At 67.5% G+C, this 18,627-nt stretch carries 16 protein-coding genes; 3 read left to right on the top strand and 13 right to left on the bottom strand.

Annotated elements, in window-relative coordinates:
* Positions 1-36 precede the first annotated feature (36 nt).
* Positions 37-903 (bottom strand): MBL fold metallo-hydrolase, encoded by an 867-nt coding sequence (locus CLU87_RS11740; protein ID WP_099730553.1) that lies wholly within the window; start codon positions 901-903, stop codon positions 37-39.
* Between the two features lie 124 nt (positions 904-1,027).
* Here CLU87_RS11740 and CLU87_RS11745 point away from each other — a divergent pair, with 124 nt between their 5' ends.
* The gene (locus tag CLU87_RS11745; RefSeq protein ID WP_099730554.1) at positions 1,028-1,921 is read left to right on the top strand and encodes a LysR family transcriptional regulator; all 894 of its coding nucleotides are present in this window, start codon (positions 1,028-1,030) and stop codon (positions 1,919-1,921) included.
* A 169-nt stretch (positions 1,922-2,090) separates the two neighbouring features.
* Here the strand turns inward: CLU87_RS11745 and CLU87_RS11750 are convergent, their stop codons facing one another.
* The 4 genes from CLU87_RS11750 to CLU87_RS11765 form a co-directional block, all read right to left on the bottom strand.
* Positions 2,091-4,211: an alpha/beta hydrolase domain-containing protein gene (locus CLU87_RS11750; protein WP_099730555.1), complete on the bottom strand. Its 2,121-nt coding sequence runs from the start codon at positions 4,209-4,211 to the stop codon at positions 2,091-2,093.
* A gap of 172 nt (positions 4,212-4,383) precedes the next feature.
* The gene (locus tag CLU87_RS11755) at positions 4,384-5,376 is read right to left on the bottom strand and encodes a tripartite tricarboxylate transporter substrate binding protein (protein WP_099730556.1); all 993 of its coding nucleotides are present in this window, start codon (positions 5,374-5,376) and stop codon (positions 4,384-4,386) included.
* Positions 5,377-5,421: 45 nt separating this feature from the next.
* Positions 5,422-5,784 carry a hypothetical protein gene (locus tag CLU87_RS11760; protein WP_099730557.1) on the bottom strand — a complete coding sequence of 121 codons (363 nt, stop codon included), beginning with the start codon at positions 5,782-5,784 and terminating at the stop codon, positions 5,422-5,424.
* Between the two features lie 176 nt (positions 5,785-5,960).
* Positions 5,961-7,325 carry an acyclic terpene utilization AtuA family protein gene (locus CLU87_RS11765; protein WP_099730558.1) on the bottom strand — a complete coding sequence of 455 codons (1,365 nt, stop codon included), beginning with the start codon at positions 7,323-7,325 and terminating at the stop codon, positions 5,961-5,963.
* A gap of 106 nt (positions 7,326-7,431) precedes the next feature.
* Between CLU87_RS11765 and CLU87_RS11770 the strand changes: the two genes are divergently transcribed.
* Positions 7,432-8,325, top strand: a complete 894-nt coding sequence (locus CLU87_RS11770; protein WP_099730559.1) for a LysR family transcriptional regulator — start codon at positions 7,432-7,434, stop codon at positions 8,323-8,325.
* 115 nt (positions 8,326-8,440) lie between these two features.
* Here CLU87_RS11770 and CLU87_RS11775 read toward each other — a convergent pair whose 3' ends face one another.
* The 8 genes from CLU87_RS11775 to CLU87_RS11810 form a co-directional block, all read right to left on the bottom strand.
* Entirely contained in the window at positions 8,441-10,657 is a 2,217-nt protein-coding gene (locus tag CLU87_RS11775) for an ATP-binding protein (RefSeq protein WP_099730560.1), read from the bottom strand.
* Positions 10,642-11,877 (bottom strand): hypothetical protein, encoded by a 1,236-nt coding sequence (locus CLU87_RS11780; RefSeq protein WP_099732146.1) that lies wholly within the window; start codon positions 11,875-11,877, stop codon positions 10,642-10,644. Before CLU87_RS11780 ends, CLU87_RS11775 begins: the two co-directional genes overlap by 16 nt.
* Before the next feature lie 127 nt (positions 11,878-12,004).
* A complete protein-coding gene (locus CLU87_RS11785) occupies positions 12,005-12,484 on the bottom strand; it encodes a hypothetical protein (RefSeq protein ID WP_099730561.1) in 480 nt (159 codons plus the stop codon).
* A gap of 23 nt (positions 12,485-12,507) precedes the next feature.
* Positions 12,508-13,362, bottom strand: a complete 855-nt coding sequence (locus tag CLU87_RS11790; RefSeq protein WP_099730562.1) for a hypothetical protein — start codon at positions 13,360-13,362, stop codon at positions 12,508-12,510.
* 156 nt (positions 13,363-13,518) lie between these two features.
* On the bottom strand, positions 13,519-14,184 hold the full coding sequence (leuD, locus tag CLU87_RS11795) for a 3-isopropylmalate dehydratase small subunit (protein ID WP_099730563.1): 666 nt from the start codon (positions 14,182-14,184) through the stop codon (positions 13,519-13,521).
* Complete coding sequence (gene leuC, locus CLU87_RS11800) at positions 14,181-15,599, bottom strand: 3-isopropylmalate dehydratase large subunit (RefSeq protein ID WP_099730564.1); 1,419 nt, start codon at positions 15,597-15,599, stop codon at positions 14,181-14,183. Before leuC ends, leuD begins: the two co-directional genes overlap by 4 nt.
* 33 nt (positions 15,600-15,632) lie before the next feature.
* Positions 15,633-16,556 (bottom strand): alpha/beta fold hydrolase, encoded by a 924-nt coding sequence (locus CLU87_RS11805; RefSeq protein WP_099732147.1) that lies wholly within the window; start codon positions 16,554-16,556, stop codon positions 15,633-15,635.
* Between the two features lie 32 nt (positions 16,557-16,588).
* Positions 16,589-17,578 (bottom strand): tripartite tricarboxylate transporter substrate binding protein, encoded by a 990-nt coding sequence (locus tag CLU87_RS11810; RefSeq protein ID WP_099730565.1) that lies wholly within the window; start codon positions 17,576-17,578, stop codon positions 16,589-16,591.
* 125 nt (positions 17,579-17,703) lie between these two features.
* Between CLU87_RS11810 and CLU87_RS11815 the strand changes: the two genes are divergently transcribed.
* On the top strand, positions 17,704-18,603 hold the full coding sequence (locus CLU87_RS11815) for a LysR substrate-binding domain-containing protein (RefSeq protein WP_099730566.1): 900 nt from the start codon (positions 17,704-17,706) through the stop codon (positions 18,601-18,603).
* Positions 18,604-18,627 lie beyond the last annotated feature (24 nt).

Genomic DNA, 18,627 nt, shown 5'->3' on the forward strand with positions numbered 1-18,627 from the left:
TCAACAAACTGCTTTGACAGCTTTCAGCACGTCATCTCACCACTTCATCTCGCCCTTGTTCACCTTGGCGCCGATGTCCAGCGACAGGCCCATGGGCGCTGCGGGGTAGGCCTTCTTCATCGCGTCGATGAGTTCGGCGCTGGTCTTGGTGGCGGCGGCGTTCTTCTCAAACGCTTGCAGGTAGCCCTTGGTGTAGCTGATGTTGGCGGCATCCAGCGCGCCACCGGCGGGCATGTGGCCGGGCACCACCACCGAGGGCTGCAGGGCGGCCATTTCGTCGAGCTGGGCCACCCAGGCGCTGCGCTCGGCCACCGTTTGCGTGTCGGCCGTCCACACATGGGTGTTGGTGCCAAACACGCCGATGGTGCCCACCACGGCCTTGATGGACGGAATCCACGCATACGGGCGGTGCGCCAGCAGGCCGGTGGTGCCACGGATCTCGACCGTCTGGCCGTCCACGCTCAGCGTGTTGCCAGCAATCGCCTTGGGCAGCACGGGCGTGCGCGGTGCGTTGGCGCCCATCTTGGGGCCCCAGAAGGCGAGCTTGCCAGCCAGCTTGGCGTTGATCTTCTCCAGCACGGCGGGCGTGGTCACCACGTCGGCCTTGGGGAAGATTTCTTTCAGCGTCTCGACGCCAAAGTAGTAGTCGGGGTCGGCCTGGCTCACGTAGATGGTCTTGAGCTCTTTGCCCGTGTCGAGCACGTTGGCGGCAATGCGCAGCGCGTCGGCACGGGTAAAGCCGGCGTCGATGACCATGGCTTCCTTCTCGCCATAGACCAGCGTGGAGTTGACGTTGAAGCTATTGCCGTCGGCGTTGTAGACCTTGACCTGCAGCGGCTGGGCGGCGTGGGCGCCAGCAAAGGCAAGGGACAGGGTGGCGGCGATGAGGGTGGTGCGGAACATGGTAGTTTCTCCGGTGTGTTGAGCGGTGGTGCAGATGACGGAATGAAGTTTATTTGCGCCAATCGATCCAATAAACCCGATAATTCGCGCATATTTGTTTCACCAATCGATCAAATAACCCCTTATGGACCGCCTGACCGCCATGCATGTGTTTGCCGAAGTTGCCACCAGCGGCAGCTTCAGCGCCACGGCCGACAAACTGGAGATGTCGCGGGCCATGGTCACGCGCTACGTGGGCGAGATGGAGCAGTGGCTGCAGGCCCGCCTGCTGCAGCGCACCACCCGCAGCGTGACGCTGACCGACGCGGGCGAACACGCGCTGCGCCGCTGCCAGCAGATGCTGGCGCTGTCGCAAGACCTGGAAGAAGAAACCGCCACCACCACCGAGGGCGCATTGCGCGGGCAGCTGCGGCTGACCTGCAGCGTGTCGTTTGCGTTTGCGCAGATGGGTGCGGCGATTGCGGACTTTCTGGCGCAACACCCGCAGCTCAAGATCGACCTGGACGCGAGCGAAGGCTCTCTGAACCTGGTGGAAAAGCGCATCGACCTGGCCATCCGTATCAGCGCCGAGCCCGACCCGTTGCTCATCGGCCGGCCACTGGTCCGCTGCGATTCGGCCCTGGTGGCATCGCCCGCCTACCTGGCCGCCCACGGTGTGCCGCAGCAACCTGCCGACCTGGCGCAGCACCGGTGCCTGAGCTACGCCAACTTTGGCAAAAGCGTGTGGCAGCTGACGCGCGGCGAGGTGGTGGAGCGTGTAGGCGTGAGCGGCCATTTCAGCGCCAACGAGGCCACCACGCTGATGCGCGCCGCGCGGGCGGGCGGCGGCATTGCGATGCAGCCGACGTATCTGGTCAACCCGTATCTGCACAGCGGCGAGCTGCAGGCCGTGTTGCCGGGCTGGGACTTGCCGGTGATGACGATCTATGCGCTGTACCCGTCGCGCCGTCACTTGTCGCCTGCGGTGCGGGCGTTGCTGGATTTTTTGGTGGCCCGGTTTGCGGGGGTGCCGTGGTGAGGGTGGCTGGACAGCCAGCAAACGCTACGCTTTTGATAGCTGCTCAGGCATATTCCTCTAGCGCATCCGGCCACTTTGGCTAAAAAAATGCCCCCAACCCTCTTGCGAGAGGGTTGGGGGGCCTGCAGGGGACGGCACGGCACGGGGCCGTGCGGGTCGTCACATCCCGTCAGGGCAGCACGGCAGCGGCCTTGGCGCGCGCAATCTGCAGGTCCGCATCGCGCGGCAGCAACAGGCGCTGTGCCACCAGGTCATTGGCGGCCTGCGTCACCGCAGCCACATACCCCTCCTGCGTACCATACAGCTCCTCCAGCGACGGCCGTGCGTCGCCCGCCGCCAGCCGCGCGGCGCGCGTCTTGTGGAAGGGGATGAAGCTGCCCGTGAGGTTGGCCAGGTCGGTGATGCCGGGTGTGGCCACATAGTTGAACTCAATGCTGGTGCCCAACGGCGCGCGCGCCTCCACGCTGCGAATGCCGGCGCGGGTGAGGCCCGTGCCGCCATCGACCTGCGGCACCAGGATGGCGTAGTCGCGGCCCAGGTTGCGCGGGGGCAGCACGGTGGCAATGCCGGCCTCGTCCTGCGGGATGTACTGCGGGCCAAAGTCAAACAGCGGGAAGTTGTTGTACAGGCCCCGGTAGCTGAAGTCAGGGATGGCCGTCTGCACGCCGCCCACCGCCCAGGTCAGTCCCTTCATGGCAGGGAAGGCCAGCGCCTCGGGCCGCACCAGCGTGCCGTTGTCGATGCGCGGCACCTGGCTGGCGGGCGGCAGCGTGCCGCGCACCACCCAGTCTTCCAGGTTCAGGAACAGCGCGCGGAAGGTGTCGTTGAACTGCACCACCGTGCCCGTAGGGTAGGTGGCGCGCGTGGGCGCATACGCGATGCTGGCCGTGCCCCCTGCCCCGCCGTGCTGGGTGCTGGAGTAGTAGTAGATGCGGGCGTTGTCGGGCTGGGTCAGGTCCTTGGTGCCGCGGGCGTCGGTCAGCACGGGCGAGCCCTGCAGCTGCCAGAACTCGGTGCCCGACAGGCCCAAAAAGAACTTAGGACAGGTGCTGGTGGCGGCGCAGCGCTTCATCACCCCGCCCTGGCGGCCGCTGATGTCGTCCTGGTAGTCCTTGTCCAGCCCGCGCGGCGCCGTCTGGCCGAAGGCCGTGTGGTCGGTGCGCAGGCCCCCGCCGCCGCCGGGCACCGCAAAGCGGGTGTTGATGTGGGTCTGGCGCGCGGCCACGTGGGCGAAGATGCCGTCGAACACCTTGCCACCGTCGAGCGCCTGGTTGAAGCCCAGGTGCAAGAACGTTTTCATCGCGTTGCCCGACTGCGAGGTGCCCTGCCCCAGCGTGTACTGGATGCGGCCTGCCAGCGGGTTGGGCGTGCCCGACGAGTCGGCCGACTTGCCGCGAAAGAAGCTCACCGTGTCGCGCAGCGCGGCCAGGCCCACGCCCATGACCTTGGGGTCTTTGGCGACATAGACCAGCTCGTACAGATAGGCCGGGTCAAACCCGCCCTTGAGGCACACGCTGGTGGGGCTGGGCGTGCCGGGGAAGGCGTTGGTGCCCGTGTCGCAGGTGGCGAACTTCCAGTCGCTGGCGGGCACAGGCACGCGCGCATCCGTCTCGTTGGCACGGCGGGTGAGCGAGTAGCCGGGCTGGGTGTTGTCCAGGCTGGCGGGTTCGTACGGAATCATGGTGCCGTTGAACACGCCGCCGGGCAGCGTCATTGCGGGGCTGGCGGCCGTGGGCACCAGTTCGGCGCGGTAGGGGCCGGTGATGCTGCTGCCGTCCTTGTTCTTGGCCACGGGCACCGTCACCGTCAGGCGCGCGGCGGTGCTCTTGGGCACATCGCCCTGCCAGGCCGAATACAGCATCACATAGCCGCGCTCCAGGTACACCGCATCGCTGGGCGTGGCCGTGGGGTTGAGCATGGTGAGGATGTTGCCGCGATTGGGTGCGTCGTAGCGCAGCACGCCGCTGGCCTTGGCCATGTTCTTGGGCTTGAGCATGACGAAGTCGGCCTGGTACTCGACCATGCCGTTGGCATTGGTGGGCGCCAGGGCCAGGTCCTGGATGACGGCGTTCTTGGGGTCCTTGGGGTCCACCTCGCCGCTGATGGTGCCGGTCACGCGCTCGTATTCGCCCACGTCGCCATAGGTGCCCGGAAAGGCCTCGGTGGCGGTGATGGCCAGCTTGAGCTCGGGGCCCTTGGGCGCATCGTTGCTGGAGCCCCCACAGGCCGTGATGGCGGCTGCAGCGGCGGCCGTGAGCGCGAGTTTTCCGAATGCACGAAGAGGTTTCATGGTGTCTGTCTCCTTGGATGGATGGTGGTGCGGGCCGCTGGAACGGCTCTGGAACAAAACGGCAGCGTCTGTTGCGCTGCGCGCGGGCAAGGCTTCGCCCAGACCTGCCAGCAAAGGCAGGCTGCGAGAAGCAAAAACGGGAATGAAACGGCCCGGTGGATGAGCCGGTGGCTTATTCGGCCTCGATACCTGCGGCCTTGATCACCTTGCCCCACTTCTGGGTTTCGGCGGCCTGGAACTTGGCGAGTTCATCGGGCGTGGTGGTCCAGGCTTCGGAGCCGGCGTTGTCATAGAAGCTCTTGGCCGCAGCGCTCTTGGTGGCGGCGGTCAGCAGCTCATTCAGGCGCGCCACCACCGGCGCGGGCGTGCCTGCTGGCACGTAGGCCGCAAACCAGTAGCCCATGTCGTAGCCCTTCACACCGGCTTCGTCGATGGTGGGCACGTCGGGCAGCTGAGTACTGCGCTTTTGCGTGGAATAGCCCAGCGCACGCAGCTTGCCCGCCTTGACCTGTGGCACGCCGGTGGAGGTGTCGGTGATCATCAAATCGATCTGCCCGCCCAGCAGGTCGGTGATGGCCAGCGGGTTGCTCTTGTAGGGCACGTGCAGGATGTCCACGGCCGCCAGCTGCTTGAGCATTTCGCCCGCCATGCGGCTCGACGAGCTGCCGCTGCCAAAGCTGAGCTTGCCGGGGTTCTTCTTGGCAAAGGCCAGCAGCTCGCCCACGTTTTTGTACGGCGCGTTGGCGTTGACCACCAGCACCTGCCCGCCCTTACCCAGACCGGTGACGGGGGCGAAGTCCTTCACCGGGTCGTAGGAGAGCTTTTTGTACAGGTGCTCGTTGGCGGCGTGTGTGGTGTTGGTGGTGATGAGCACGCTGTAGCCATCGGCCGCCGACTTGGCCACGGCCGACGCGGCGATCATGCCGCTGGCGCCCGCCTTGTTGTCGATGACCACAGGCTGCTTGGTGTCGTTGGTGATGGACTGGCCCAGCGCGCGCGCCAGCTGGTCGGTGGCGCTGCCTGCGGCAAAGGGCACGACAAAGGTGATGGCCTTGGCCGGGTAGGCACCAGCCGCCTGGGCCAAGGCTGCTGGGGCGTGCAGTGTGCCCAGCGCCAGTACGGCAGCAGTGGCCAGCAGAGCGCGGCGGGGGGATGAATGGGTCATGTTGTCTCCTAGTGTTGGTATGAATGAAAAAGCGAAACGGGAGGTCTAGGCCGAGGGACCACCAAAGTGCTGCGCCAGGTGCGCGGGCACGGTGACGGGCATATCGAGCAGCAAGTAGCTCAGTGCCTTGCCGTGGCTGTCGAGGTTGAGCGAGTCGTTCACGCCGCCGTCGAGCACGTCGTCCAGCACGAGGTTCATGGCCTGCAACTGGGGCAGCAGGTAGCGCGTGACCTGGCGTGGGCGGCGCTGGGCAAACTGCTGCGCCACAGCGGCCTCGGTGACTTGTTCGACCAGCACATCCCACAGCGCGGGGTGCCAGGCGATGACGCTGATGTTGGAGCGGTTGCCTTTGTCGCCGGTGCGGCTGTGAGCAACTCGATAAAGCGGAACGGTGATGGTGGTTGTCATGGTGTGTGTACTCCTCAGAAGCTGCGAATGAATCCGGCGTGGCCGAGCAGGCAGCACAAACGTGCGCCATCAAGGCGCAAAGCACAGCCATAGCTCGGGCTATGGCGAGCATTTGCAACGCCGAGGGCGTGCGTTTTTGCGGCACGAGCGGGCATGAGGGATTCGTTCACAGCTTCTTAGCCCACCATCTCAAAACGCACGGCCACGGCCTCGCGCGGCACCAGGCACGACACCGTGCCCAGGCGTGGGCGCATGGCGGTGCGCACGCCACCACCGCCTGCGGGGCCGCAGGTGTAGAGCGCGGTCACCTCGCGCACCAGGCGCTGGGCGCTGGCGTGGTCGCGGTGCTGCAGGGCCACGCGCAGGCGCACATCGCGGGCTTCGTCGTTGCCGTGGGCGGATGCATCCAGCCAGCGGCTGGTGTCGTCGCCAAAGATGCTGGTCACGCCGATCAGGTCGATGCGCAGCGGGCCCAGGCCGTGCAAGCGCTCGCGCAGCACCTCGCCCGCCAGGCGGGCGCGGGCCTCTGCGCGCGGGCCGGCGTAGGAGATTTCGCCCTCGGCAAACCAGCCCGATTCAAAACACACGTTGACCTTGAGCGTGGCAGGCTGCGCGTGGCCCTGCACGCCCTCCAGCCGCACCGCGTCAGCGCCCACCGTGGTCACGCGGGCGGTGGTGATGTCGGCCACCGCATCGGGCGTGAGGTACGCCGCCGGGTCGTGCAGCTCGTACAGCAGCTGTTCCTTCACCGTGCGGTCGGTGATGCAGCCGCCCGTGCCCGGGGGCTTGGTGATGGTGCAGTGGCCGTCGGCGTCGATCTCGGCGATGGGGTAGCCCAGTTGCGCCAGGCCCGCCACGTCTTTGTAGCCAGGGTCGGCAAAGTAGCCGCCCGTGACCTGGGCGCCGCATTCCAGCAGATGCCCGGCCATGGTGGCGCGGGCCAGCCGGTCCCAGTCGTCCAGCGCCCACCCGTAGTGCGCCAGCGCGGGACCCAGCACCAGCGACGGATCGGCCACGCGGCCGCAGACCACGATGTCGGCGCCAGCGCGCAGCGCATCGGCAATGGCCTGCGCGCCGATGTAGGCGTTGGCGCTGACGATGGGCTCGGTGGGCATAGCGCTGCCCAGCGCACCCTGCAGCAGCGCGCGGTGTTCGGGGCCGCTCAGGTCGTCGCCCTGCAGCACGGCAATGCGCGGGCGGGCCAGGCCCAGCTCGGCCGCCAGCGCATGGATGCGGCGCGCGGCACCGTGCGGGTTGGCCGCGCCAAAGTTGCTGACGATGCGCACGCCGTGCGCCAGGCACTGCGCCAGCACGGGGCGCAGCAGGTCCACCAGCAGGGGTTCATAACCTGCATCGGGGTCAGTGCGGCGCGCGAGCTGGGCCAGCGCCAGCGTGCGCTCGGCCAGCGTCTCGAAGATGAGCACCGCAGGCTGGCCGCTGGCGATGAGCGCCTGCACCACGGGCAGGGCCGCGTCGGTGCGGTCGCCCGAGAAGCCGGCGGCGCAGCCCACCAGCAGGTTGGTTTTATGGTCGTTCGGCATGAATCCGTTGTCTCCTGAGCGTGACTGTAGGAACATGGCGGTATTCTGTAAAATCGATTGTTATGATGAATCCATCTGAAAACCAGATGAATCACACCCAACCCGCATGAGCGCCCCCCACCTCTCCAGCCGCCAGCTCGATGCGTTCCTCGCGCTGGCCGAGCAGCGCAGCTTCACGCGCGCCGCCACGTTGTGCCACCTGTCGCAGCCCGCGTTCAGCGCGCTGATCCGCGCGCTGGAGGACGACCTGGGCCTGCGGCTGTTCGACCGCAGCACGCGGCATGTGGACCTCACGCCCGAGGGGCAGAACTTTCTGGAGTCGGCCCGCCGCATCCGCGCCGAAATCACCAGCGCCCTGGCCGCCGTGCGCAGTGCCGCCACGCTGCAGCGCGGGCGTGTGGCCGTGGCGCTGCTGCCGTCACTGGCGGCGGGCTGGCTGCCGGGCGTGCTGGCGCAGTACCGCACCGCTCACCCAGGCATCGAGATCGACATTGCCGATGTGCTGTCCGAGCCCTGCATCGACCGCGTGGCCAGCGGCCATGCCGACTTTGCACTGGCCGCCATCCGCGCCGACACGCCCGCGCTGCAGGCCGAGCCGTTTTGCAGCGACAACTTCTACCTGGTGTGCCCGGCCGACCACCCGCTGGCGCGCCGCCGCAAGGCGATCACCGCGCAGGACCTGGCCGCCTGGCCCTTCATCCACCTGGCGCGCACCAGCAGCGTGCGCCAGTACCTGGAGGCCGCCCTGCACCCGCAGGCCATGCACACGCTGATGGAGGTGGAGCAGCTCGCCACCGTGATGGGCATGGTGCGCGCGGGCCTGGGCATCAGCGTGGTGCCTGCGCTCACGCTGTTCCACTTCGAGCAGCCGGGGCTGGTCACACGGCCGCTGTCGCTGCCGGGGCTGACGCGACAGATCTATCTGGTGCGGCGGCGGGACGAGAGCCTGTCGGTGGCGGCGCAGGCGCTGTATGCGCTGGTGATGGCGCAGCGGCCTTGAGGCGGCCTGCCATCTGCTATCTATTCAATAGCTGTCAAGGCATATTGAATAAGCGCTTAGCGGCCATTCGGCTCAAAATTTTGCAGGGATGGCGCCGCAGCACTCCATGCGCTGCTCAATCCGGATCACGGTCGCGCGCCAGCACCGCCAGCTCCTGGTGCAGCAGCAGTTCCACCTCCGCCGGTTCAAACTGGTCCTGCAGCAGCGGGATGGCAAAGCGGTATTCGCCGCCCTCGTGTTTGCGCAGCACATAGGCCAGCTGCAGGCGTGCCAGTGACTGGCGCAGGGCCTGCGCGTCGCCCGCGATGCCGTGGCCTTGCAGCAGCTGGGCCAGGGTGACCAGGCTGGACTGGCCCGCCTGGGCCGTGTGATAGACCACGATGCGGTCGAGGCGGCAGGCGGCTTCGTCGTGGCTCAGGCGGCCCCAGCCGGCCAGTGCGTCCTGCACGGCCTGCGAGGCCAGGGCCTGGTCGAGATGGCGCTTTTCGATCACGCGTTCGCCGGGCGCTAGCGCCTCCAGGCATTCCTGGCACAGGATGGCGACCAGGTTGGCGCGCTGGCCGCTGGCGTCCACCAGGCGGTTCACCAGGTGCTCGTTGTCAAAACCCAGCCGCAGCTTGCGCAGTGGCTCGGTGGCCAGTTCGCGGCAGGCATCGCGCTCCAGGCCGCCGATGGTCAGCACCTCGCCAAAGTTGCGCAGCGGGCTTTGGTAGTCCAGCACGGCGGTGGCGTACAAGTCCCAGAAGCCCGCGAGCATGAACCAGCAGCGGCCCTCCTCGCTGAGCGCGCGCAGGGTGGACAGCTGCACGTAGCCGTTGGCCGATTCGTCGCGGAAGAAAAGGTCGGCCTCGTCGATAAGCAGCACCAGGCGCTTGCCCTGGTACTGCGCCTGCAGGTGGTCCACGATGGCTTCGAGCGGTGTGTCGGCGGGCAGGCCAAACTGCAGCGCCATGCGTGGCGCCAGGCGGTGGTCGCGCAGCGAGACGTAATGGCACACGGTGTGCGGGTGGCCCGCCATGCGGCGCTGCACGGCCTTGAGCAGACTGCTTTTGCCCAGCTGGCGCCCACCCACCACCAGGTAGTTGGCGGGCTCGCGGTTGATGACGCGGGCCAGCAGTTGCGCGCGGCCGAAGAAGGCGCCTTCGCGCGTGACACCGCCGCGTGTCTGGTAGGGCGAGATGCGGGTGATGCGCAGCTGCGCAGCCAGCAGGCGCAGAAGCACTTGCAGGGCGTCGCCTCCAATCAGCCATTCGGTCTGGCTGGCGCTGTCGGCCATCACATGCAGGTTGGCGCGGTCTTGTGCATGCGCGTGCAGCAGCGGCCAGGGGGTGTCCACGCTGTGCTCGCTCAGGATCAGCAGCACGTCGCTGCCGGTCTGCACGGCGCGCAGCTGGCGCAGCACGGTGGCTTCGTCTATGCCGTGCGTGGGCACAAAGACCAGGCAACGGTCCAGCGACACGGGCAGGTCGGGCGGGAACGACCACTCAAACACCGCACCGGGCAGCGCCCAGTCGGTGCTGGGCTGGCAGCGGGCGGACACGCGTTCGGCCAGCGCGCGGGCCAGGGCCGGGGCGCGCTCGCCGCCCGTGGCCTGGGCGCAGGCCACCGCGCGGCGCCAGTCCACCAGGCGGACATCGGCGGCCTGCAGCGTGGGTTCCAGCCGCCGCAGCCAGCGCAGCAGCCGGTCGATGTGCGGCAGTCGCGCCAACGGCGTGCGGCGCAGGCGCGCAGGGCGCAGCTGGCCCGCACCGATGAGCGGGTGGCGCACCACCCACAGTACGGCGCCCCCCCCAAAGATCACCGCGCACCACGCGATGAGCGAGCGCATCCAGCCAAAGGGGTCGGCGTCTGGCGCGGGCTTGGCAGGCTCGAAATCGTCGGTGCTGCCTTGTTGGCAGTTGATGGGCAGGTAGCCCTGCGGGATGGGCGGGTTGCCGGGGCGGCAGGTCCAGGTGTGGGTGCCGGGCTGCAGCTCCACCACCACCTGTGTGCCCGCCAGCTTGCCAAATTCGGGGTTGTGGGCAATGTCGGCCTGCAGCACATTGGGGCGCGGGGAAGTAACGCGCAGCTGCGGGTTGGCAATGGGCGGCGCGTACTTCTGAATGTCCGTGGGCCAGGCATCCAGCTCGTTGCGGGCGTTGACCATCGCCACACGCCACTGCACCAGCTCGCCCCACAGCGGCCCGACGTTCATTGCCGCCATGAACCTGCCTCGCGTGGCCGGGTTGTGCTGGGGCGTGAAAACGGCGCTGGCCACAAACAGCGTGACCAGCGCAATGACCACGGCGCGCACCACGGGCCGGGACAGCCAGGGCGTCAGTCGGCCGAGCATGAATCCAGCACCATCCAGCCGGCCTCGCGCACCGTGGGGCTTCGCCAGTGCAGCCGCGCTGCGTCCCCCACGCCGCGCACAAGGATGAGGTTGCCCCAGAACAGGCTGCGCAGGTCGTCGTCCTGCAGGTAGGGCCGTGCGCGGCCGAGGTCGTCCGCGCCCAGCAACTGCTGCAGGCGGGCACGGCTGGCTGGCACCTGCGCCAGCGGCAGGAACGTTTGCCACAGGCGCGGGCTGCTGGCCAGGTGGGTGCGCAGGGCGCTGAAGGCGGGCTGGCCTTCGTGCAGGCTGGTGCCCGCGCCGGGGTGGTCCATCAGCCATTGCAGGCCTTCTTCAAACAGCGCGGGATGGCCTCCGCTCAGGGCCTGCAGTGCAGCCACCACCGGCTCGGACCAGGGCTGCTCGGGCCAGCGGTGGCGGGCCAGTTGCAACAGGTCGGCAAGCGACGGGTCGGGCCAGTGGTGGACCTGGGCGATGTTGAGCAGCGACAGGTCGCCACTGCGGTACTTGAGGTCGGCCAGCGCCTGCCCTCCGCACAGCAGCAGGTGCAGGCGGCCGCTGTGCATTTCGCTCAGGCTGCGCAAAATGCCCGCCAGGGTTTCGCGCAGCGCGGGCGTGCCCTGCTCGAAGCGGCTGACCAGGCAGAAGATGCGCTCGCCCGCCAGCAGGCGGCGCTCCAGCGCGGATTCAAACTCGTAGTCCGACGCCACATCGCCCAGCCCGCACTGGCGGCCGATGGCCGCGAAGTATTCGGCAGGCACCGTGCTCACGCTGTAGGGCGGCTGGATGTGCAGCACCGAGCCTTCGCCGTATTGCGCGCGGGCGCGCTGCAGCAGCTCGTGCCGGAACGGCGGCTGCCCCCAGTGCGCGGGCGACAGCAGCAGCGAGATGGGGTATGGCACCGCCTGGGCCAGTTGCGCAAACACCTTGTCCTGGAAAGCGGCAAACGGCTGCGCGCCGGTGGATTCGGCCTGCAGCGGAAACTCCGGCGCAAACCCAGCGGCGCTCAGCAGGCGGTTGGCCTCACTCTCCGTCAGGCGCAGGTACCGGGTGCAGGCCACCAGCTTGTCGCGCGAGCGCGGGTTGGGCACCGAGATGCCGTTGCGCCAGTTGTTGACGGCCTCACGGCTCAGGCCAATTTCGGTGGCCACGCCGGAGGCGCTGGCGCGGATGCGGCGCATGTAGACCGACAGAAGATCGGCAAAGGAATCGGGGGACATGGAGTTGTGGACTAACGAAGGCGGGTACACCGAGCCAAAACCAAGGGCTGCGAAAAACATGGGGATGGTGGGCAGGCATTGTCAGCCTTGCCAGACCACCGCCATCCCACTGCGCACTGCGGATGCACTACGCCAGGCGCTGCACCATGGGCCAGGCCTTGTAGCTGGCGAGGCCACAGGCCGTGAGTACCGGGCTGTACAGCACCATGGCGCCGACCACCGACATCAGCCAGCCGGGCTCTTCGTACTCGTCGGTATCCTCGGTATCGTCGGCCTTGGCTGTCGCGCCCTCCTTCAAGGGCTCCTTGCTGCGTCCCTCTTCTTGGCCCTCGCCCGAATCGCCGGTCATCTCCTGCACCAGCATCACGGCCACCACCAGCAGCGAGACGGCCAGCAGCGCCAGGTAGCCGTATTGCAGCGCGGGCTGCGTGAGCGGGTAGAAGTAGCCCGCCAGCAGAGCGGCCGGGGCCAGAAAGAACACGTGCATCACGAGCCGGTACCAAGGGATGCCGTCCGTCGGCCTTTCCAGCGCCCCCATGACCATGCGGTAGGTCAACGCCCCCAGCACAAAGATCACCCCACCCCACCATTCGATTTGCGTCAGCATGTTGTTGTTCTCCTGAGATGCTTTTACTGGGGTGCCATCACCGTGGCGGGGCCATCGTCGCCAGGCGGGGCGGCGTCATCGTCTCCGTCGTCCCCGCGCAGCGCCTTGTGTTCGGTGGCCATGTAGTACAGCGGCAGCGCCACGGCCAGCACCAGCCCCAGGCCCATCCACAGCCAGAAGCCCTTGAACAGCAGCACGGTGACCACCGTGAAGACCACTGCGTGCACCAGCCCCTTGAGCCCGGCGCGCAACAGCAGCACGGCCATCAGGCCCTGCACGGGCGACTTGGCGCTTTTGCCCATCGCCTTCGCCATCTCGACAAACGCTTCGGCCGCCTCCTGGGCCTCGCGCTTGCGCTTTTCTTCCTGCTGGCGCAGCTTGGCCACAGCCAGCGGCTTGGCCGGGTCTTTGGAACAGGCGTAGCGGTCTTCGGTCTCCCCGTCCTGGCCTTCGCCGTCCTGCTGCGCGGGCTCCACCACAGCGCGCCACTGCGGGTTGGCGTCCATGAACGCCCGGCGCGACACCCACTGGCCCCGGTCAAAGTGCATGCGCTCGGTTTCACCGACCTGGTCGTAGAGCACCTCCAGCACCGCAGCCCGCAGGCCGTGGGCGAACAGGGTCTCCAACGCGCGCAGCGGCAGGTCGTCGTGCGTGCCGGTGTCGAACCGCAGCGTGAGGTGACCGGGTTCGGCAACCGCCTCCTGGTTGAACCATTGGGCATCCCACAGCGCATCGAGATCGGCGCCGCCAAGCTTGTCGGCCCAGCGCCGTGCCTGCTCGGTGTTGCCCGTGGCAAGGTACTGGTAGACCAACTGGCCCATCTTGAGCTTGATCGGGTCTTCGAAGAAGAGGTGCAGGGTATGGGTGTTTTGCGACATGGCTCTGGGGATGGGGTGGGTCCGTGTGAAAGTGCACGAATTGTTACCGCCCGATCAGGACCTGTCCCTCGCGACGTTGTCCACCCCCCACACCCTGTGCACTGGACAGGATGTCAACCGCCCACGCCGCCCGCAGGTGCGGCGCACCGGGCGCGCTCAGCCCTGTGCGCGCTGGGCCTGTAGGCGCGCCCGCGTGCGCAGCGCCACGTCCTTCACCCAGGGTTGGGCAGCCCAGTGTCGCTGGGCAAAGGCCTGTATCTGATCGGCATACGACAGCGATGCGCCGATCACATCTTGTCCCTGCAGGAACATGCCCTGGTGCCGGTCGGACAGCACAAACTGCGCGCTGTGCCCCGCGCTGCGCACCATGCGTTGCTGCACATCAATGGTGATAGCCAGGGGGCTCCGCACCTGCGCAGCCTGCGCCTTGAAGGCCTGCACATCCGCCTCGGAAACCATGGCCAGCAGCAGGCGGTTGTTGAGCGCATTGGAGTAGAAGATTTCGCCAAAGCTCGACGCCACCACGGCCCTGAAGCCGTACTGCTGCATGCCCCACACCGCGTGCTCGCGGCTGGAGCCGCAGCCATAGTTGGAGCCCGCGATGAGCACGTCCACCCCCTGGAAAGCCGCCTGGTTGAGGACGAAATCCGGGCGTGGCAATCCTTCCCCGTCAAAACGCAGGTCGTAAAACAGACCGGGAGCCAGACCCGACTTGTCGATGCCACGCAGGAACTGCTTGGGCATGATCTGGTCGGTATCGAGGTTGGCAATGTCGAGCAGGGCCGCCTGGCCGTGCACGATGGTGTGGTGATCGGCGCTCATGCTGGCACCTCCAGGGTACGGACGTCGGTGATGCAACCGGTGACGGCGGCTGCTGCAGCCATGGCCGGGCTCACCAGGTGGGTGATGGCGCCCCGGCCCTGGCGGCCTTCGAAATTGCGGTTGGTGGTGGAGGCGCAGCGCTGGCCGGGGGCGAGCACGTCGTCGTTCATGGCCAGGCACATGGAGCAGCCGGGCTGGCGCCACTCAAAGCCTGCGGCCACCAGGCGCTCGGCAATGCCTTCCGCCTCGGCCTGGGCCTTCACTGCGCCGGAGCCGGGCACCACCATGGCGCGCACGCCGTGGGCCACGTGGCGGCTGCCCACAATGCGGTCCACCTCGCGCAGGTCCTCGATGCGCGCATTGGTGCAGGAGCCGATGAAAACATGCTGCACGGGAACACCCTGCAAGGACTGGCCAGCGACGAGCCCGGTGTAGCGCAGCGCTTGCTCGGCGCTGCTGCGCTGCACGGCATCGGCCAGTTCTTCGGGACGGGGAACCGTGGCGTTGATGGCCATGGCCTGGTCGGGGCTAGTGCCCCAGGTGACGAACGGGGCGACGTCAGCCGCGTCAAACACATGTTCCGCATCAAATGCAGCGCCCTCGTCACTGTGCAGGGTGGCCCAGTGCGCCAGTGCCTGCGCGCGCATGTCGCCCGCAATGTCGGGGGCCTTGGCCAGCACGTAGTCAATGGCGGTGGCGTCGGGTGCGATCAGTGCGCCTCGGGCGCCCGCCTCCACGGCCATGTTGCACAGCGTGAAGCGCGCCTCCACCGACAGCGCGCCAATGGCGCTGCCGCAGAACTCCACCACATAGCCGCGTGCGCCCTGCGCACCGATGCGGCTGATGACCATGAGGATCAGGTCCTTGGCCGTCGTGCCAGTGGGCAGCACGCCGTCCACGCGGATGCGCATGTCTTTGGCCAGGCGGTAGACCAGCGTCTGGGTGGCCAGCACATGCTCGACCTCCGAGGTTCCGATGCCAAAACCCAAGGCGCCCAGTGCCCCGTAGGTGGTGGTGTGGCTGTCGCCGCAGATGATGACCATGCCCGGGCGCACCATGCCGTGTTCGGGCGCGATCACGTGCTCGATGCCCTGCAACGGGTCGTTGGTGTCGAACAGCGGGATGCCGTGGCGGTCGCAGTTGGCCTTGAGATTGCGGGCCTGCAGCGCCGAAGGTGGGTCTTGAATGACCCGGTGGCGCACCGGGTGCGTGGGGATGATGTGGCTCACCACCGCCACGTTCTGCCCCGGCACGGGTACGTCGCGCCCGGCCTCGTGCAGGCCGGCGAAGGCCTGGGGGCTGGTGTATTCGTTCATCAGGTGCAGGTCGCAGAACAGCAGAACGTTCTGTTCGTCCAGAACGGCCACGGTGTGCGATGCCACCAGCTTCTGGTAGAGCGTTGAGGGAGTGGTCATGGTCAGCGTCGGGGGTTGTCGTTGGGTGCGGCCTTACCGGTCGGCCAGCAGGAAGGGCAGCGCCGCGTCGAGCAGCGCATCAGGGGCGTCCTCGGCGATGTAGTGGCCGCAAGGCAGTGCATGGCCGCGCACGTCGGCCGCCACGCGCTGCCACTCGGCCAGGGGCTGGAAGCACTGGTGCACCACGCCCTGCTCGCCCCACAGCGCCAGCAAGGGCATGGGCAACTGGCGGCCCGCATCGCGGTCGGCACGGTCGTGCACCAGGTCGATGCCCGCAGAGGCGCGGTAGTCCTCGCAGATGCCATGGGCCGTGCCGGGCAATGCCAGGCAGCGCACGTACTCGGCCAATGCCCGCGCATCGAACGGGGCAAGACCCGCACTGCGCCGACCCATCACGTCGCGCACATAGGCGGCAGGGTCGGCCTCGATCAGGCGCTCGGGCAGCGGCGCGGGCTGGATCAGGAAGAACCAGTGCCAGTAGGCGCGGGCGAAGGCATTGCTGGTTTGCTCGTACATGGCCAAGGTGGGCGCTATGTCCAGCAGCACCATCCGCTGCACGGCCGCCGGGTGGTCGGCCGCCAGGCGGTGCGCCACGCGGGCGCCCCGGTCATGGGCCAGCACGGTGAAGCGCGGGTGGCCCAGGTGCTGCATCACAGCCAGCATGTCGGCGGCCATGGTGCGTTTGCTGTAGAGCAGGTGCTCCGCGTCGCCCTCGGGCTTCGCCGAATCGCCATACCCGCGCAGGTCCGCCAGTACCAGCGTGAAGTGCTGCGCCAGCTTTGGCGCCACCTTGTGCCAGATGGCCGAGGTCTGCGGGTGCCCGTGCAGCAGCAGCAAGGCCGGGCCTGTGCCGCCCACCAGCGTGTGGATGTGCTGGCCGTCCGGCGTAGGCACGCGGCGGGCGGTGAAGCCCGGGAAAAGCGGGGTCGTCGTGGTCGTGGTCGTGGTCGTGGTCATGGGTGTCGGTGGGTAGTGCAGCGCAGGCGTGTTCACTCTGCCGTGATGCCCCGCTCCTTGATGAGCTTGGCCCACTGCGGCATTTCCTGCTCCAGCCGGGCGCGGGCCTGCTCTGGCGTCGAAGGCGTCGGGTCGAAGCCATCCCTGGCCATGCGCTCTCTCAAAGCGGGGGTGTTAAGCGCCTGGTTCAGGCTGGTGTTGAGCTTATCGATGACTGGCTTGGGTGTGCCGGCCGGCGCAAACACGATGAACCAGGTTTCAAACGTGTAGCCCGGCAGGCCAGCCTCGGCAATGGTGGGCACATCGGGCATCAGTGGTGAACGTTTCGTGCCCGTGACGCCCAATGCGCGCAGCTTGCCCGCCTGCACATGCGGCTGCGCTGCAGACAGCACCGGGAAGCTCATGGCCACCTGGCCGGACATGGTGTCGATCATGGCCGGGCCGCCGCCACGGTAGGGGATGTGCACGATGGGCGTGCCTGCCACGGCCTTGAACAGCTCGGCCGACATGTGGAAGGTGCTGCCCGCCCCCGCTGAACCATAGGAGTATTGCCCCGGCTTGGCCTTGAGCAGGGCCACCAGTTCCTTGACGTTCTTGGCTGGCAACGCGTTGTTGACCACCAGCACATGCTGCGAACTGGCCACCATGCCGATGGGCGCCAGGTCCTTCAGGGTGTCGTAGGGCATCTTGGCCGTCAGGCTGGGGTTGATGGCCAGGGACACGGTCTGCAGGCCGATGGTGTAACCGTCCGGTGCGGACTTGGCCACCATGTCCACGCCGATGTTGCCGCCCGCGCCGCCCTTGTTCTCGACGAACAGCGAGCCGCCCAGGGCCTTGCCCCATTCGTCGGTGATCAGGCGGGCCGCAATGTCCGCGCTACCGCCGGGTGCATAGGGCACCACGAGCTTGATGGCCTTGGCCGGGTATGCCTGGGCCCATGCGCCAGCGGCGGCAGACAAGGCCAGTGCGGCCGTGGCCACGGCGCGCCATGTTCGTAACCGCCGGGGATGGGATGTGTTCATGGGTGTGTCTCCTGCAAGGTTCTTGTGTGGTGTTGCAGTGGCATCTTATGAGTGAGCAGAATTCACATAAAGTCATTCAAAATTACTTCATTCGTAAATCAAACACACTAATCACCCAAAAGCCCATGGACGCTTTTTCCGACTTGCGGTTCTTTGCACTGCTGATGAAGGAAGGCAGCCTCGCGGCTGCCGCCCAGCAGATGGGCATCACTCCGCCGGCCGCCAGCAGGCGCCTGGCGCAGCTGGAACGGCGGCTGGGCGTGCGGCTGCTGCGCCGCACCACGCGACGCATGAGCCTGACGCCCGAGGGTGAGACCTACCTGCTCGATGGCGCGCGCATCCTCGGCGACCTGGATGCGCTGGAGCGCACCGTGGCAGGCGCGCGCAGTTCGCCACGCGGGCTCATCAAGCTGGCAGCCACGCTGGGTTTTGGCCGAATGCACATTGCCCCCGCCCTGTCGGCGTTTGCACGCGCCTACCCCGAGGTGGAGGTGCAGCTGCACCTGACCGACCGGCCCGTGAATCTGGTGGAACAAGGCTTTGACGCCGCCGTGCGATTTGGTGAACTGCCGGACTCACGCCTCACGGCCCGCAAACTGCTCGCCAACCGGCGTGTGCTGTGCGCATCGCCCACCTACCTTGCCCAGGCAGGCGAGCCCGTGCAACCGGCAGACCTGCTGGCCCACCAGTGCATCGTGATCCGCGAAAGCGACGAGACCTACGGCACCTGGCACCTGCGCCAGGGCGACCGCCAGGAGACGGTGAAGGTGCGCGGCATGCTGAGCACCAACGATGGCGCAGCTGCCACCACCTGGGCGCTGGAGGGCCACGGCGTGCTGATGCGATCCGAATGGGACGTGGCGGTCCACCTTTCTGCAGGCCGCTTGCTGCGCGTGCTGCCAACATGGTCGCTGCCGGCGGCCGATGTGACGCTGGTCTACCCCACACGCAGCGATCTGTCGGCCAAGATGCGCGCGCTGACAGACTTCCTGCGGGAGTGGTTCTCGGCACCGCCGCATGCATGAAGGCCCGCAGGCCGAAGTCATCGC

Origin of the sequence: Acidovorax sp. 59, assembly GCF_002754175.1 — a bacterium.
Classification (GTDB): domain Bacteria; phylum Pseudomonadota; class Gammaproteobacteria; order Burkholderiales; family Burkholderiaceae_C; genus Acidovorax; species Acidovorax delafieldii.